The sequence below is a fragment of the Terriglobus roseus genome, from assembly GCF_900105625.1.
GTDB classification, from domain to species: domain Bacteria; phylum Acidobacteriota; class Terriglobia; order Terriglobales; family Acidobacteriaceae; genus Terriglobus; species Terriglobus roseus_B.
On the sequence record NZ_FNSD01000001.1, the window covers coordinates 881521 to 897860 of the forward strand.

13 protein-coding genes are annotated in these 16340 nt (G+C 58.2%); 5 read left to right on the forward strand and 8 right to left on the reverse strand.

What is annotated here, in order from left to right; all coding sequences use genetic code 11:
- Positions 1–111: 111 nt before the first annotated feature.
- The gene (locus BLW03_RS03640; RefSeq protein ID WP_244501944.1) at positions 112–573 is read right to left on the reverse strand and encodes a CYCXC family (seleno)protein; all 462 of its coding nucleotides are present in this window, start codon (positions 571–573) and stop codon (positions 112–114) included.
- A gap of 81 nt (positions 574–654) precedes the next feature.
- Here BLW03_RS03640 and BLW03_RS03645 point away from each other — a divergent pair, with 81 nt between their 5' ends.
- Genes BLW03_RS03645 through BLW03_RS03655 form a run of 3 tightly spaced genes read left to right on the forward strand, consistent with a single transcriptional unit; the run spans position 655 to position 4738 of the window.
- Positions 655–1206 (forward strand): type 1 glutamine amidotransferase family protein, encoded by a 552-nt coding sequence (locus BLW03_RS03645; RefSeq protein ID WP_074652394.1) that lies wholly within the window; start codon positions 655–657, stop codon positions 1204–1206.
- Positions 1207–1261: 55 nt separating this feature from the next.
- Positions 1262–3721: a DegT/DnrJ/EryC1/StrS family aminotransferase gene (locus tag BLW03_RS03650; RefSeq protein ID WP_074652395.1), complete on the forward strand. Its 2460-nt coding sequence runs from the start codon at positions 1262–1264 to the stop codon at positions 3719–3721.
- 51 nt (positions 3722–3772) lie between these two features.
- Positions 3773–4738 carry a glycosyltransferase family 2 protein gene (locus BLW03_RS03655; protein WP_074652396.1) on the forward strand — a complete coding sequence of 322 codons (966 nt, stop codon included), beginning with the start codon at positions 3773–3775 and terminating at the stop codon, positions 4736–4738.
- Between the two features lies 1 nt (position 4739).
- On the opposite strand, the gene BLW03_RS03660 is transcribed toward BLW03_RS03655, so the two are convergent.
- The 7 genes from BLW03_RS03660 to BLW03_RS20965 all read right to left on the reverse strand — a co-directional run bounded on the left by BLW03_RS03660 (position 4740) and on the right by BLW03_RS20965 (position 13737).
- A complete protein-coding gene (locus BLW03_RS03660; RefSeq protein WP_139285080.1) occupies positions 4740–5249 on the reverse strand; it encodes a hypothetical protein in 510 nt (169 codons plus the stop codon).
- A gap of 387 nt (positions 5250–5636) precedes the next feature.
- Positions 5637–6788 (reverse strand): TIM barrel protein, encoded by a 1152-nt coding sequence (locus BLW03_RS03665; RefSeq protein ID WP_074652398.1) that lies wholly within the window; start codon positions 6786–6788, stop codon positions 5637–5639.
- Between the two features lie 56 nt (positions 6789–6844).
- Positions 6845–7684: a sugar phosphate isomerase/epimerase family protein gene (locus BLW03_RS03670; RefSeq protein ID WP_212733123.1), complete on the reverse strand. Its 840-nt coding sequence runs from the start codon at positions 7682–7684 to the stop codon at positions 6845–6847.
- On the reverse strand, positions 7675–8652 hold the full coding sequence (locus BLW03_RS03675) for a Gfo/Idh/MocA family protein (protein ID WP_074652399.1): 978 nt from the start codon (positions 8650–8652) through the stop codon (positions 7675–7677). The genes BLW03_RS03670 and BLW03_RS03675 overlap by 10 nt, the downstream gene beginning before the upstream one ends.
- Positions 8653–8674: 22 nt before the next feature.
- Positions 8675–10216, reverse strand: a complete 1542-nt coding sequence (locus BLW03_RS03680; RefSeq protein ID WP_170834946.1) for a M81 family metallopeptidase — start codon at positions 10214–10216, stop codon at positions 8675–8677.
- Between the two features lie 87 nt (positions 10217–10303).
- Complete coding sequence (locus tag BLW03_RS20960) at positions 10304–11800, reverse strand: outer membrane beta-barrel protein (RefSeq protein WP_074652400.1); 1497 nt, start codon at positions 11798–11800, stop codon at positions 10304–10306.
- A gap of 119 nt (positions 11801–11919) precedes the next feature.
- The gene (locus tag BLW03_RS20965) at positions 11920–13737 is read right to left on the reverse strand and encodes a TonB-dependent receptor (protein WP_074652401.1); all 1818 of its coding nucleotides are present in this window, start codon (positions 13735–13737) and stop codon (positions 11920–11922) included.
- Between the two features lie 391 nt (positions 13738–14128).
- On the opposite strand from BLW03_RS20965, the gene BLW03_RS03695 reads away from it, so the two are divergent.
- Together BLW03_RS03695 and BLW03_RS03700 are read left to right on the forward strand one after the other, a co-directional pair.
- The gene (locus tag BLW03_RS03695) at positions 14129–15265 is read left to right on the forward strand and encodes an ROK family protein (protein ID WP_244501945.1); all 1137 of its coding nucleotides are present in this window, start codon (positions 14129–14131) and stop codon (positions 15263–15265) included.
- A 73-nt stretch (positions 15266–15338) separates the two neighbouring features.
- On the forward strand, positions 15339–16334 hold the full coding sequence (locus tag BLW03_RS03700) for a sugar phosphate isomerase/epimerase family protein (RefSeq protein ID WP_074652403.1): 996 nt from the start codon (positions 15339–15341) through the stop codon (positions 16332–16334).
- Positions 16335–16340 lie beyond the last annotated feature (6 nt).

The following is a 16340-nucleotide window of genomic DNA, read 5'->3' on the forward strand; positions in this document are numbered from 1 at the left end:
TTGCTCGTAGATGTCAGACCTACCTGGGGAACAAGACTCCATTTTTTTGAAACAGTTGCTGCAACTTCTGCGTTGGCGTTAGGGAGCGCAGAAGGGCAAGCCCGCTTGTATTCACGGCTGGCTTGTTTCAACCATGCTGTCATTCAAATCAGTGAGAACCACTTCCTGCCAGTCGCCACGTTCTATGCCCGCACGGATCTGCGCGACAGTCTTACCTTCACGATGCTGGGTGTAGGCATACGCGGCTTCTGACATACAAGTCGTGCAGACAGCTGCATGTGATACTTCGAAGCAGGAATGAAGGCTCTTATGCTTCATGGCACGGTCACATCGGCAGTAACAGGGCAGCTGATAAAGAATTTCAGGTATTGCATCGGCCATTTTGTAGCTGGTGATCTGGAACGGCCTTGAAAAATAGACACCAGTTCGTTCCGCCTGCGCCAGCAGTCGCGGCATGGGGCCGCGTGCTGCAGCAGCATGGAACGCTGGAACGTCGGTCCCAGACCATTGAGCAGTTGCAGCAACGGTTACCACCGCAAGAGCCACTGCCCCAAATGCTCGATTGATATTCAAGTATCTAAATCCCATTCTTGTCATATTTCATAGTGCATTTCGAGAACCAATTGGCCAGCAAGCTGCATACTGGTTGGGTGTATGAGCAGGAATTCAATCATTACAACAAACGATGACGAGAACGGCATGGAAGACCGTTTCCGTTGCGACCCTTTTGAGCGAGCACAAGCTGGATTGCGCGCGATACTCGCTGCCCACTTTCATACAAATCGGCGGCCGTGGGGTATCGTGACTCTTTGCCGTCAGCGCATCCTCATCTCGGAAGCTGAAAGCACCATATGCGACATCTGCATCGTAGGGTCGGATGCGCCCGTTTCTCGCGTGGTACGCTCTCCACCCATGATTTGTATCGACGTGATGTCCGAAGAGCCCTTGGCCATGGTGCAAAACAGGGCTGATCTTTATGAAAGAATGGGCGTTAAGCATATCTGGCTATTGGACCCCACCTATCGCGCAGCATGGAGAGCTACCTCATCCGGCCTTTTTCAGGTGCGTGACGATCAGTTAATGATCTCTGGTACCTCCATAGGATTCCGGCTCAGCAGCATTTATCAGGAACTCGACGAAGTACTTCGACCCTCACAGCGGATGTCTGTTTCCGCAGCGATCGACCGGTCGCGCAACCGCGAGTAGCATCAAATCCATGACCGACTCTACACTGCATATATAGGGAAAACCATTTCCATTTATGAGTAATAGGATTTCCTTCCAACTTGTAGTAGCAGGTGCAGGCCCGGGAGGCCTGGCACCGCTCTTCGCTGCGGCCCGATATGGGAAACTTCCGGAGCTTCTTGCAGGCGGAGTCCTGGTCGTTGAGCGATCAGCCACCATCGGGGCGGGCTTGCTGGGAAACTACTCGATACCCTCGGATAGTCCGGCGGAAGCCTTTCTGGACTCCATTGAGAATTCGTCAGAGCCTGAGCTACGCGAGCTTCTGTCACACCCTGAGGCAAAAGCGCTCGCTGACCTGCGCGGCCAGACCGCTCCGCTGCGTGTGGCAGCAGCGTTTCTAGCGCTCGCTGCTCAGCGTCTCTGCTCCATGGTGGAGCAGTCGTTGCACAGCGCGGTGCTCCGCGAACACGAAGTGCTTTCGGTTCGCCAAATCAGCAACCGGCTATGGGCGGTCCATGTGCGGGATCTGCGCACTGGCCGTGAGCACACGTTTCGGAGTCGCTCCGTCCATCTGGCGACGGGTGGGCACCAGCCTGCTGACCGCCTCCGCACGGAGCGGGTTGGCGATGCTCCTCTTACGCCCCGGTTCTCCGAAAAGCTGATTCAGTCTGGTGAACTATTTGTATGGCACGGCACAGATGCAGTGATGGATCGTCTTCGCGACAAACCGCAGCCGCGGATCACGGTCGTCGGCGGATCCACGAGCGCCGGGGCTATCGCAGTACAACTTTTGCGCCAGACTTCCCTTGCATTCCCAGCGGGTGGTCTCACCCTGCTGCACCGGAGCCCACTTCGTCTGTTCTACGCGTCGGCAGAGGAGGCGAAAGCGGATGGATACTACGACTTCAAGTCAGAGGATATCTGCCACATCAGCGGACGCGTCTTCCGCCTGTCCGGCTTCCGATTCGAGGCAAAAGACCTGGTCCGCAACGCTCTGGGACTTCAAGGGCGTGTGCCCGACCCACGGCTGAAGCTGATCGCACTGAATGGCGACTCAGCCGCCGCGGAGGCAGCTCTGCAGGAAGCAGATCTGATCATTGCAGCCATGGGATATCGTCCCCGGATGTGTCCGGTTCTGGATGCGGAAGGAAACGCGATCCCTCTCCACGACCCTGTCTCCGGAGATTGGGCAACCGTCGATCAGCGTTGCCAGGTAATGACCCGCCAGAAGGAGCCCCTGCGCGGTCTGACCGCCATGGGCCTGGCTGTCGGTCCCGCTGCGAGCCATGCGCTGGGCGGCGAGAAAGACTACCGCGGCCAGGTAAATAGCCTGTGGCTGTGGCAGAACACGTTGGGACTGCGCGTTGTGGAAGAGGTTCTCAAGCGAACCGCTGACACCACGCTGCCTCTTCTGCGCCCTTCAGTACCCGCTCTGAGTCAACACGTAGCTGCGATACAAGCAATCGAAGAGTCGAACACCTACTCAAACTTCGGTCCCGTGAACACTCGCTTTGAACACGAGGTCGTTGAGTCGATCTTCGACGGTGAAGGTTACTGCGTCACGGCCTGCAATGCAACGCTGGCGCTCATGCTCGCTATGCGCGATGCGATCGGCGAGACCTCGGCGTCGAAGCGCTACGTGCTGATGCCTTCGTTCACCTTTGCGGCATCCGCACAGGCCGCACTCTGGTGTGGTTTGACACCCCTGTATTGCGACATCGATCCAGACACCTGGCTTCCTTCACGCGAGAGCGAAGAGCAGTTGCTGCGCGACTACGCGGAGCAGATTGCCGTGATTGTTCCCAACGCCACTTTCGGGAACAACCTCGACCTGCAACGGTACGAGGAACTCGTGGACGGTACGGGTATCCCAGTCGTCATCGACGCCGCTGCGTCACTCGGTTCGCGCAATGATCGAGATGAAGCGTTCGGCAAGGGATCTTCTTTGCCGCTGATCTTCTCCATGCATGCGACGAAGAACTTCGCGACCGGTGAAGGCGGGTTGTTGTACTGCTCGAAGCCGGACAAAATCGAACGGCTGCGTACCATGGCCTCGTTCGGTTTCGGAGAACGCAGGGTCGCTACGATGCCCGGACTGAACGCAAAAATGTCTGAGGTTGCAGCGCTGACCGCAACGCTGCAACTGAAGCAGTTCCCCGCGCTGATGTCAGAGCGAGACAGCATCTCTCGGATGTACGCGACGGAACTGGCCGGCAGACTGCAGCGCCAGACGACCCGTGGCCAGCGACAGGCTCGCACGTTTGAGAGCCTCCTGCTTCCCCGAACCCTGGCGCCTTACCGAGAAGAGATTATGCGGCGGATGCTGCAGCAGGGCGTGACGACTGGCTCCTACTTCAGTCCACACCTGGCCCGGCAACCCTTCCTGCGCGATCGCTCGATAGTCCCGCCGCTTCCTGTAAGCGACGATATATCGGCACGTATCCTCTCCCTTCCCCTGCATAATGGGATGACTCAGGCCGACGTGACAGCCGTGGTGGGGGCTCTGTTTGAGACCCTTGAATCGCTTGAATCCTGAAAATTGGGTTCAAGTGCAACGTATCGGACATTGAAATCACTCTCAGGTGCAGTGACGAACGATCGCAAAGCAGCAGTCGAGCCAGCGGCCACACCAGCAGCTCCTTCGCTGGCGATCGTGATCCCTGTCTACAACGGCAGAAAGCATCTTGCGGAGACGTTGCAAAGTTGCGTGCAGCAGCTGTGCCCGGCCGATGAGATCATCGTCGTCGAAGACGGTTCGCCGAAATCATCGCGTGACATCGTAGAACTTCTACCCGGCGTCCGATATGTCGACCAGCCGAATGGCGGCGTCTCCAGCGCGAGGAACCACGGCGCTTCCGTGGCAACCGCTGATTGGATCTGCTTCCTGGATCAGGACGATCTGCTTCTTCCCGACCATCTGGAACAGCTTTCCAAAGCGATTCAGAGCGGTGTTCGTGCCGATCTCTTTTACACTCCGCGCGTGGTACTCTCGTGCGTCGACGGCGTCTGGACCACCCGAGAGTCCCAGTCGCCACCTGCTGCGCGGCATCTCGCGAGGGTGCTTCCGATTCGCTGTCCGTTCCCGCCGAGTGGAACCTGTGTGCGGCGATCCGTCTTCGAAGCTGCAGGCGGATTTCGATCAAGATACGACCTTGCCGAAGATTGGGAGTTCTGGCTGCGCCTCAACGCGATGGGCGCAGTCTTCCATCTGCTGCCTACTCCTACTGTCTGTTACCGCGTACATATGGAGAGCAATAGCCACAGGCCTCTGCCGATTCTGAACGCGAACCTACGGGTCATCCGGGAGCAGATACTCCCTTCCGTCTTCTTTCTGAAGCGGCTGTGGGTTGGAAAACGACTAATCAGTACGCAGGAGGCCGACGCGGCGATCCTGCTGCGGCAGATGGGACAGGACGGCGGCCAGCGCCTGCTGTTGCGTTCGATTGTGCGACTGCCACTCGGCAACTGGCGGCGCTACAAGATCGCGGCTCACATGCTGACCCATGGCCTGAGAAATGTCTCTCATAAGGACACGTCGCGCTTCCGCGCCTGAACTACTTGCCAGCAACCGTCGCCAGGTAAATTCGCAGACTCTGAAGCTTGTTTGTGAGCGCGTCGGTATCGATGAAGCTCTCGTCAGGTGTTCCAAGGTTCGTTACGTTGCCGGAACCAAAATGAACGCTGTAGTCCGACGCACGGTACTCGCCCGCACGTTCCCCATCGAACGCGGGAGTGACCCCGTGCAGCGTCACGCTCTTGTCCCCCGGCTTCAGGGAAGCTTGCGCAACTCCCAGGACGGCAACCAGGTGTAAATCCTCTTCGGCCTTCTTGCCTTTAATTTTCCGCGTGAGGCTCACGTCCAAACGAGCGGCTCCCAGGTTGACGGGAATCGACGGACGCAATGGTACCGAGATCCGAAAGCGCTCCTCTGGTCCCAGGTTGGAGATGCCCGACGCATCCAGATCTCGCTCCGGCTGCCCGCCTGCGACTGAGCTTCCCGCGCTTTGAACAGGGGCGGCAGACGAAGTCTGCGCCGCGGCAAGAGAGCCGAAACACGCAGTCATCAGAGTGAGAGCCGCGATAAGGCTGGATCTGGCGATTTGCAAGAGGAACCTCGGATGCTTCCAAGTTCAAAATCCTGACGCTCGGTACGCGAGATCGGAATGCCTAGCTGCGAGATCATTGCAGTCGTGACCTCGAGTGAAGCAACTTCGGTCTCGATAATGTTGAAGATACGTCACGCCGCAATCTTTCCACCAGCGATTCTTCTTGCGAGTGGAACCGGAATGAATGGCGGGTCCCCTCGAATCTCCCAGAAGCGACTTCGTTCAGGGGATGTAAAGAACCTCGCGCTCCGTAGTCGTGTGGGTTAGCTGGCTTGCCCAGAAGCAAGGGCAGGGTTGGGGAATGACTCCCCCGACCCTGCCCAGTTCGCTCCCCAGGAGATGCCCTTAAAGCGCTGCCATGACCTCGCGGTAAAGATACTGGGCGCCTTCAATACCGTCCCAGGGACCATCTTCATACTCCAGTGCAAAGACACCCTCGTAGCCGCTGTTCAGCATGATGCGCACGTTGCGCTGAACGTCCGGATTCTCCCAGCGGTCCCAGAACTTGGCATGGCAGGTGGTGTGGGCGTAGGGTGCCAGGTCCGCTAGTGCGTGGTACAGCAGGTACTTGTGCTCCCAATTGCAGAAGTCGGGCGAAGCCTCGCAGAATGGGCTGTTGACTTCATCCACGATGATCTTGATGTTGATCGGATTCGCGGTCAGGCCCCAGTGGTTTTCCAGTGTGACTTTGACGCCCAGCTTCGATCCGTATTCTGCCATCTCCTGGAATGACTCGATGCACTTGGCGAGGTACTGCTCAAGCTTTGGGTTCTTGGGATAACTGGTCTCATTGGGTTCCGGCCATGGTGCGATGCGTGGGCCGCCGCTGTTCACACGCATGCTCTTCGCGCCAATGATTGCGGCGCCATCGAGCCACTTCTTTGCGACCTCAACGCCTGCGCGACGCTTGGTCTCATCCAGTTCGCAGATGTCACGCGGTGCGTTGTTCGAAATGTGATGACAGAAGACACCCTCCGCCTTCTGCTTCGCTGCCATGCGTTCCAGCCACTTGCGTGCGTTGGGCTTCGATGGATCGAACTCCGTAATATCGCGCGGCTTGCCGTCGTAACCGAAGATGGTCGACTTCACATACTGACTCTCGTCATTTGCATCACCGAACAGGCTCGACCACATGTCCATCTTGGTGACGCCTTCGAAGGTCTTCTTCGTAAAGGCAGGAAAGTCCAGCATGGTGATGGTGCCGTACTTCGCCTGCATTTTGTCGACCGTCGCCTTGTCGCCAACGTTGCCACGGTTCTTGAAGATCCAGCGGATGGGATAGCTGTTCGACGCGATGCGGGCGACCTTCTCGTGGTCGCTGAGAGCGCGCTTCACACCGGCATGCGTAATCGGCTCGGGCGTGCCGCCCTTGGGCAGCGACTGTCCCGCTGCTTCTGCCGCAGGGCCAGCCAAGAGGGTGGCCGCAACAGCACCACCGGCGCCACGAAGAAAGTTTCGTCGATCAAGACTGTTCGTCATCTCTGTGCGTGAAGTCATGTATTTCTCCCTTGCTGAGTCGTTCGTTGGAGTGACGCCGCGCTGTGGCAACGCGCTTATGTGAGAGGTTGCTTCCACTGATTGAGTCGCTTCACTCCAAGCTCGATGTCGGCCTTCCGCTGTGCAGCATCAGGCTCCTCACGCTCGATCGTCAGCAGCCCCTTATAGTTAATTTTCTTAAGCAATTTCAGAAAACCGGGGAAATCGACTTCGCCTTCTCCAAGCGCCACTTCATGCCCGAGCTCGCCTGCCGCCTTCGGGGAACGGCCATCCTTGCAATGAACAGACAGCACCTTCTCACCAAGCAACTCAAGCGCCTGCAGAGGGTCGCCGGAGCCGTAAAGAATCATATTCGCGGGATCGAAGTTCACCCTGATGTTTGACCGCTCGACATCACCGAGGAAGCTCAGCAGCGTGGCAGCGCTTTCCTGACCTGTCTCCAGCACGAAATCCTGTCCATTGGCCGCGCACGCATCACAAAGCTCGCGCGCGATGGCAAGCAGCTCCGTATAGAGCGGTGTGGACTTGTCCTCAGGGATGAATCCGATGTGACAGGAGAGGGCGGTCAGCCCCAGTTCCTTCGCGAAGGCAGAGACTTCTTTCGTGCGTGCGATGCGCTCTGCGGCATAACCCGGCGCGGTGAAGCCTACGGTCTTATGAACCTGCTCCAGGTTTGCATAATCCTCGCCCTCGTAAGAGGCAACCGCGCTGCTGCAGAAGACACCGGCACTCGCGATGGCGCTCTTCCAGGCCGCAGCCGATGCCTTGCAGTCCATGCCCGGTGGTACGCCCAACTGACATGCGCTCAGGCCGAAGCCCTTCAACTCTTGCAGGTGTGTCGCTGGATCTTTCTCTGCCCAGAACACCAGTCCAAGCTCCATTGCTTCTACCGCCATGACAATTCCCTTCCGTTCTCATCCCTGGACTGCTCAAGCAGCAGTGCCAGTTTTACTGCCTTTGCCGAATCTGCCGGCAGACACATTGTGGGTAGCTCCGCCTTGCGGCAGCAGTGTACAAAGTAGGCGATCTCGTCGAAATAAGCATCCTGCTCTGGCTGCTCGACTTCTTCAGTCTCTTCGTTGCGCGTCAGATACAGCTTGCCGTCCTGAAAAGCCAGCTTGCTGTCCGTCGTCTCAAGGGTGTAATTCGCCGAGAATGGAACGTCGGGCTGCATCCATCCACCTTCCACAACGACCTGCATACCTCCTGAGTAGCTCATCGTTGCGCGCATCGTGTCGACCTCACCGATGGACACGGCGCTCACGCGATCAGGTTCGCCAAACCACTGCAGGGCCTGGTCGAGATCGTGACTCAAGAGATCTAATACAGCACCGCCACTGACTTCCTTCTTGCCGAGCCACTGGCTCCATTGCGGATATCCTGTGCTGCGCTGCAGGGTGCAGGCGGTGACGGCATCGCGGCCGACGGTGCGCACGAACTCCAGCGCAAACTGGTACGGGAACATCCAACGGAGCACCTGCGCGATCATGAACGTCCTGCCGGACTTTTCTGCTAGCGCGAGCAGCTCCGTACAATCGTCCGGCGTCAATGCCATGGGCTTCTCGCAAAGGACATGCTTGCCCTTTGCGAAGGCCCGCTCGATCACCTGCTTGTGCAGATGCGTCGGCAGGCAGATGTCGATTGCGTCGATTTCGGGATCGTCGACAATCTCTTGCCAGTTGGGAGTCCAATGCACCGAGTCGGACAACGGACCCGCTTTCAGATCAAGGTTGCCGCGCACCGGACCGTCTTCCGACGGACGGGTCCGCGACGCAACCGCAGCAAGCGTGACACCCGGCAGCTGTGCAATGGCAGCAGCGTGTGCGCCACCCATGAAGCCGTAACCAATCAGACCAATCTTCATTCCAAACCCCTCGTCTTCTGTTTTACGCGTGATGCGGCGCGCGGACGGAAGTGTAGACGCTGGGCGTGAAGGTCAGGTCATCGACGAACGGAAAGGTAGGCGGCCGAAATTTGTTCTTCGGCAGGTGCACGATGTCCTGAGGGATGGCGCCATCGGTCAGCGCCATGATGTTGTTGCCGTTTGCAAGCTGCTTGATCTGCGGCTCAAGGTAACCGGACTTCACGACAACGATCTTCGCATTGTGCGGATCGATGCCCAGCTTCGTGAAGTCGACGATCTCATGATACGGGCGACGATAGGCGCTCAGAATGAGCGTCACACCATCGATCTGCACGGCCGCTTCGCGCTTGGCGGGATCGACGTTTGCGAGCAGCGCCTTCACGGTCGCCTTCACCTGCACCGGCTTACTGGCGTACGGATCGAGCGTAGCGCCAATCGTAAGCGGGATCGTCGCCCCAACACCTGCCTTATAGCAGGCTTCGGTCGCGGGACGGTCGGCGATGCCGCCGAAGACAACATCCTTCGCACCCGCCTTCAGCAAAGCTTCCAGCACGGTTGCCTGGTCGCCGTTGCCGCCACCAGTGGGGTTATCACCAGAGTCTGCAAGGACGATGGGGTGCTTCGGTGCCTTCATCGCCTTCGCAAGGCAGGTGTCCAGATCACAGACCTCGTCACCGAAGGCGAACTGGCGGCGCGCATCCCAATACTGCTGGGCAAGATTCTTCGCGACCTTCGCTTCGTTTGCCGGGTTCGTGCCGGTCACAACGACCGAGGCACCACCACGCGGCTCATCAGCCCAGACATAACCTACGAGCATCGAGACATCCAGAACGCCCGGCGTCCTGTTCAACTCAGGCAGTTGAGCCCACAGATGCTTCGCCGGCTCCCACCCGGTGCTGCTGCGCTCGCCCGGCATCAGTACGGGGATGGTGGCCCACATCAGTGTGGGACGAATCTTCCGCTGGATGCAGTTCACCAGCATGTCCGTGGCGCGCAGCATCGTCTCTTCGCGATCAATGTGCGGCGCGGTGCGATAGGCGGAGAGGCAGTCCAGCGCATCGATAATGCGTTTGCTGATGTTGCCATGCAGGTCGTAACTGGCGGACATCAGGCAGCTGGGCCCAACGACCTTGCGAGCAGCCTCATACCAGTCAGCTTCCGCGTCCTGCATGCCATCGACGAACATGGCGCCGTGCATGGGAAGGTAGAGTCCATCAAGCGGCATAAGAGCCTTCAGGCGGTCAAGAAACTCTGCCTTGATCTTGTCGTACGCCTCACGCGCGATGGGGCCACCGGGCACGGCAGTCGCTACGAGCGTCGGCATGAATGGGACATCGGGGTAGTGCTTCTTCAGAGGCAGGAAGCGGGCGTTGTCATCGGCTTCTTTGCCACGAAGAATCGTGAATTCGTCATAGCGTGCGCGGATGTGACCGTAGGTGCTGCTCTCAATGCTGATGCCGCCGTACGCAATGCGAGGAACCTTTGCTGCAGCGAGCGAAGACCGCGTGGCAACCGTGGCAAGAACAGCCATGGAACCGGCCTTGAGAAAGGAACGACGCTGCATAACGAATTCTCCTGCGGTGCGCGGGTTAGCAAATCCTAGAAAAAGATGGGCGGCTCACGAAGGAGCCGCCCATGTGATGCGCCGAAGTTAGAACTTCAGCCTTGCCGCGAACTGGATGAGACGCGGGTTGTAGGCGTTAGCGGTGGCGGAGATGACACCGAAGGTCGAGACCGGCGTGAAACCAGCGACCGGGAACCCATTGCAAGCGGTGGTACACGGTGTGTACTGCAACGTCGCACCCGGGTTAACGAACTGCGCCGTGTTGAGTACGTTGAAGGCTTCGGTACGGAATTCGAGCTTTACGTTCTCAACGATGTCAAAGTTCTTGAACAGGGACAGATCGACGCGCTGCATGCCAGGACCGTAAAGCTGGTTGCGATGCTCGCTGCCGACCGTACCTGCAGGCTGGTAGACGAAGGCGTTGGTGTCGAACCACTTGCCGATCGTCGGGTGCGATACCTTGCCACTCGCGATCATGTTTGGACGATCGCTGCCAGTTGTTCCCGGACGCGTACCGCTGCGGTTGTTGCTGTTGGTTACCGAGAACGGCATGCCGGTCATCCAGACGACAAGTCCGTTTGCCTGCCAACCCTTGGTCAGGAAGCCGCGAACACCGTGCGTGCCTTCGCCGAAGGGCAGCGCGTAGTTGAACGTGGCAGTCCACCGATGACGGTTATCAAGGTTGCCGTTGCCATACTCGACGGTCGGAATCAGATCCGCCGAGGAACCGAAGCCGTTGCCACCGTTGTTGCTGATGGATTCGGAGTTGTCGAGCAAACGCGAGAGTGTGTAACCGACCTGTAGATCGAGGCCCTTGCTGAAGCGACGCTTCAGGACAGCCTGCATGGCGTTGTAGCTGCTGGAACCCGTGCTGCGGTAGAGCGGCACGCTGACTACGTTGGGAGACGTCGCGTTGAACCGGCGTCGTGTATTGAAGTCAGTTGCAGTTGCGGGTGCATTGGTCGTGGTGTCTCCCCGCGCCGCAGGCGCAAAGGAAAGCGCAGACTGAGCAAGAGGAATCGTGTTGTAGTCAGACAGGTAATACGCGTTGCGACGACCCAGTTCACCGACGTACGAGAGAGTGGCAATGAAGCCAGCAATTTCGCGCTCTGCTGTCAGATTGAATTGCTCGATGTAGGTGGACTTAAAGTTGGGATCGAGCGCTGCAGTGATGGAGCCCGAGGGACTGGTGGCACTGTTCGGTCCCGGAGTCGGAAGGCCGCCTGCAAACTTCGCATAGCTGCCGGGATTGCTCAGGCCGATCGTGGTAGCTTGCGCCACGGCCTGTGCTGGGGTGTATGGGCCCCATGTTGCTGTGAAGGGCTGGTTCACCAAGGCTGAACCAGACGTGGTGTTTTCCGGTGCGTATGTAAGACCGAAGCCACCGCGGATGACCGTCTTGGCAACTGGTGTGTAAGCAAAGCCAAAGCGCGGCGCGATGTTCGTGTAGTCCGTCTTCACATTGCCGGTGCTGCTGACGCCCGTCGTACCCGCAACAACAATCTTGCCGGTCGTGATATCGAAGTTCGACAGGATGTTATTGGTCTCGGTATAGGGCGTGAAGAGGTCATAGCGCACGCCCATGTTGAGGGTGAGCTTCGACGTGACGTGAACATCATCCTGAAGGAAGAAGTGGGGTTCCCACGTCCGGTTGCGCGGCGTGTAAAGGATGAAGTTACGTCCACCGCTGACATAGTCACCGCTCAGCAGCGTAGAAAAGTCGGCAAAGGTCCAATTGCCTTCGCCGTGTCCGTCTGCGTGGTCGCGTCCTGACGACGGATGAGGCCTGCACCGACCTTGATAGTCTGCTTGCCATGGATGTAGTTAAGGATGCCTTCATACTGCCAGGTGTTCTCGTGATAAACGATCGGTGGACGATTGCCGAGGGTGGCGCCGCCGAGGGTCATCGTGACTGCCGACATTTCCGCGGTACGTCCATCCACATTGATGTTGGGCTGACCGAAGGCAGAGTTAATCGCCTTGCCAAAGTTCAAGGGGTACTGCGCGTTGTCAAGCAGCGTGTAGCCAGCCTTGAGTTCAAGCAGAACATTCGGAGTGAAGGTGTGCACGTAGTTCAGGTGCGCCTGGTGAGCGCGCGTCGTAGCCGGGCCGGGGTAGCTACCTAGGTTGCCTCCGGGGAGGATTGTTCCAGCGGCGCTATTCACTGCGGGGAAAAGCGATCCGATCGTCGTATCAACGGCGTTGTAGGTGTAGCGGCCGTAGACCAGATCGCGAGGACTGAAGCGGTGATCGATTCGTGCATCACCCGTCTTGTTGAACTGCGAATCGGAACGCGTTCCAACATAGTTGTTCAGAGCTGCGCTGTTTGTGGGCAGCGGGAACAGGTTGAAGTATTGACGGCCAATGTTGTCGATCGCTGTGACGGTGGGATTGACTACCGAGCAGGTACGAACGCCGTTTGTCGTCGAGCAGGTGTCCGTGAAGTTGCCGATGTTGTTGCGCTCGAAGAGCGTTGGAACCGTGGTCGTGGTGGGGTTCTGGTTGCGGATAATGTTCAGGCCTTCGTAGTCCGCAAAGAAGAAGGTCTTGTCCTTGAAGATCGGTCCACCAAGGCTGCCACCAAACTGATTCTGGCGGTACTTCGGCTTGGGTATGTTCGCACCGAACTTGAAGGGTTGCGCATTCAGGACATCGTTACGGAAAAATTCGTACGCCGTGCCATGGAATTGGTTCGTACCGGTCTTGGTGATGACGTTGACGATGGCGCCGGCAGCGCGGCCCACTTCAGCGGTGAAGACGTTCGTCTGAACGCTGACTTCCTGAATGGCATCGACAGAGGGACGGACACCGATGGAACCAATGACGCGCTCGTTGTTATCGATGCCGTCGATCGTCTGGTTATTCATCATGTCGGCCTGACCGTTCATGGAGATCGACGAAGTCTGGCGGCGGTCGTCAGGGCGGTTACCTGATGCAAGGCCGTTGTTCAGACCTTCTGTTGCGCCCGGAGTGACCTGCACCAGGTTGATGAAGTTACGGCCGTTCAGCGGCAATTCCTGCGTCGCCTTTTCGGTAACGGTCGTGATCATCGCGGAGGAGTCAGTGCGCAACGCGGGCGTGGTCGCCTCGACGTTTACAGTCTCACCTTCGGAACCAGCAGCAAGGTGTGCATCTTCACGTGCGCGATCACCGGCGGACAGATTGAACGATGCGATTTGGAAGCCTTTGAAGCCCGGTGCCGCAGCCGTCAGCGAATAGGTGCTGGGCTTCAGCAATGTGAACGTGAACTCCCCGCCCGAGCCGGTCTTCAGAGTGCGGATGTCATGTGTATTTACGTCCGTCAACGTCACCGTTGCGTTCGGAATCACAGCGCCCGTGGTATCCGTGACTGTACCGATGACATCGCCCGTGACACTCTGGGCCAGCATGGGCGTGCTTGCCATTGCGGTGAACGCGCTCGCAAATGCGAGGTTGCGAAGTGAACTCTTCAGCACCGGCGAAAGCCCGGTACCGGTGCTTGTCTTGCCTTGCGGCTTACAGCGCTTCGAATGGTCTTCCATTGTCCGCCTCCAAAATGTGTGTGCAGCGTGATGAGTGTTCCGTACGCGTGTGCTGATGCAGCGTTTACCTCGCTTGCAGAATCTGCAGCGGGTGTTTCAAGGGAACGTTTTGGGGAGCACGTGCTGCTTCCCCGCAAGACAAAGTGCGTACCGCCGAGAACAAACTGCAAAGCTCGCGTTCGCCCCTCTTCGCTCTCACTTAATTCACAGTGTGAAAGAATTCGAGCTAGTATTGGTGCGGCTGTTGTAGTATTTCCAAGAAATCCGGTCAACAATGTTTTGGTAGGTGGATGATATCCACGGACCTAGTGCTGGTCAAGCAAGGATTTACAGGAACTTCACAACACAGACGTAGAGACGCTTCGAGAACGATCCGGAGAACGCTTTGAAGGTGTCCTTCCGCTCCGCGAAAACGGCAGTCATCGCGGCACTGCTGCAGAATGACCAACTCTCCCGCCTTGAGCTTAGTGAGCGGGCGGCGGTAAGTCCTGCGGCCATTACCGAGGTCACCCAAGGTCTTCTAAAACAAGGCCTTCTGCTCGAAACACCAGCACCGTCCGCGGATAAGCGGCGTGGGCGCCCGGCCGTTCAGCTCTCTCTGCAGGCCTCGCATTCCTGTTTCGTCGGCGTCAGCATTGGCGAAGAACAGACGCAACTGGCGATCACCGATCTCCGTGGCGAGGTCCTGGCCAGCGATGCCTTCGCCGCCTGCGTATTGCCCTCCGACATCCCGGATGCCGTCCGCAGCAGCTTTTCAAAGGTACTGAAGGAGTCAGGCATCCCCCGCGCACGCGTTCGTGGAGCGGGTATCGCCGTCGCAGGCATTGTGGACGCGGAGGAAGGTATCTGTCGTTACTCGGCCGGTCTCGACTGGCGAGACGTTCCCGTTGCGGAGATGGTCGGCAAGGCCCTGCGCCTGCCGGCCTGGGCAGACAACGACGCGAATGCCATCGCCATGGGCGACAAGATCTTCGGCCGCGCCCGGGAATACGATAACTTCTCCAGCATCGTGCTTGGCAGCACGATTGGCTCGGCGCATTACATGAACGGCATGTTGTATCGCGGGCATGATGGCAGTGCAGGAGAGATTGGGCATATCACCGTCAATCCTGATGGTCTGCTGTGCCGCTGCGGACGCAATGGATGTCTGGACACGGTGGCTGGGGGCTTCGCACTTCGCCAGGAGGCCAAGGCTAAAGGAATTGCCGTGAGCGGCATGCGGGATCTGGAGGCGCTCGCCATGCAGGGCAACGCAACCGCCATACAGATGCTGCGCAAGGCGGGCAAGGCGCTGGGCAGCGCGATTGCGACGCTGGTACACCTGAACAACCCGAAGGCCGTGGTTTTTACCGACATGGAGGGCTTTGAGAATGGTATCTTCCGCACCGCCACGCGGCAGGCCATTGAGAACGGTATTCTTCCACGCTTTCTGGGATCGACGGAGATCGTATTTGGCGATGTGGAACCGGAATCACTGCCGCGTAGTGCGGCCTCAATCGCAGCCTTCAACTACCTCATGACGCTCTAGCGAACATCCGTTCTGCAGTTTTATGAAAACGCATCGGTGCCAACGATGCCATCCGACAACAAGGGGAAAGCCGATGCGACACAAGCAGCAACAGGCAGTAGAGTCCATCAATCAGGGGCGGCGTGATCTGTTGAAGTACGCCGCGCAGACAGCAGCCGTAGCAGGCCTCGCCGGTTCTGGAGCGCTTACGGGCCTTAGCCATGCGCAGATCAGGAAGCAGCCCTCGCATGCTCCCATGGCGCTGGGGCTTCTGATCAAGCCCTTCCCTGATCCGGAAGCGCGGATCAAACTGGTCCATGATCTTGGGTTCTCAACGTGCTTCCTCTCGCTGGATAACTACATCGGCAAATTCACGCCGCAGATGGCGAAGCAATTCAGCGAACTGCTGGACAAGTACCAGGTCACCGCGACGACGGCGGAGGTCGTCAATCCTCAGCCGCTGAAGTGGAACTTCATTGAGGGACCGGCAACAATTGGCCTTGTGCCGCGTGCCTATCGCCAGGCACGCATGGATGCCCTCAAGCAAACCTCAGACTTTGCGAAGATGCTTGGCATCGGGCGAGTTCAGACGCACTGTGGTTTCATCCCGGAAGACCCGAAGGATGCACTGTATGAGGAGACTGTCGTTGCCATCCGGCAACTGACCGAGCATTGCGCTGGCAACGGTCAGAGCTTCCTGATGGAGACCGGGCAGGAGACACCGACCACGATGCTGCGCATGATCAAGGACGTGAACAATCCTGCGCTTGGCGTGGGTCTCGATACTGCGAATCTCATTCTCTACGGCAAGGCCAACCCCGTCGACGCCTTGAAGGTGCTTGGACCGTATGTGCAGGGCATGCATGCGAAGGATGGCAAGTGGCCGACAGATCCGGCAAAGCTCGGCGAAGAGGTCTTGATTGGAAAGGGTGATGTGGACTTTACCGCTGTGTTCAAGCAGCTACACGCCCTCAATTACAAGGGCGCAGTGACGATCGAGCGCGAGACCTCAGGCCCGCAGCAAGTTGCCGATGTGAAGGCAGAGAAGATTTATCTGGAACGCATTCTGAACGAAGTCAACCACGCGTAGGGAAAC

What these genes read in the sequence shown, in the direction of transcription:
- BLW03_RS03650 (WP_074652395.1), top strand. Translation starts at nt 1,262, where the DNA reads ATGAGTAATAGGATTTCCTTCCAACTTGTAGTAGCAGGTGCAGGCCCG.
- BLW03_RS20965 (WP_074652401.1), bottom strand. Translation starts at nt 13,737, where the DNA reads ATGGAAGACCATTCGAAGCGCTGTAAGCCGCAAGGCAAGACAAGCACC.
- BLW03_RS03645 (WP_074652394.1), top strand. Translation starts at nt 655, where the DNA reads ATGAGCAGGAATTCAATCATTACAACAAACGATGACGAGAACGGCATG.
- BLW03_RS03670 (WP_212733123.1), bottom strand. Translation starts at nt 7,684, where the DNA reads ATGGCGGTAGAAGCAATGGAGCTTGGACTGGTGTTCTGGGCAGAGAAA.
- BLW03_RS03675 (WP_074652399.1), bottom strand. Translation starts at nt 8,652, where the DNA reads ATGAAGATTGGTCTGATTGGTTACGGCTTCATGGGTGGCGCACACGCT.
- BLW03_RS03665 (WP_074652398.1), bottom strand. Translation starts at nt 6,788, where the DNA reads ATGACTTCACGCACAGAGATGACGAACAGTCTTGATCGACGAAACTTT.
- BLW03_RS03700 (WP_074652403.1), top strand. Translation starts at nt 15,339, where the DNA reads ATGCGACACAAGCAGCAACAGGCAGTAGAGTCCATCAATCAGGGGCGG.
- BLW03_RS20960 (WP_074652400.1), bottom strand. Translation starts at nt 11,800, where the DNA reads ATGGGCGTGCGCTATGACCTCTTCACGCCCTATACCGAGACCAATAAC.
- BLW03_RS03660 (WP_139285080.1), bottom strand. Translation starts at nt 5,249, where the DNA reads ATGACTGCGTGTTTCGGCTCTCTTGCCGCGGCGCAGACTTCGTCTGCC.
- BLW03_RS03680 (WP_170834946.1), bottom strand. Translation starts at nt 10,216, where the DNA reads ATGCAGCGTCGTTCCTTTCTCAAGGCCGGTTCCATGGCTGTTCTTGCC.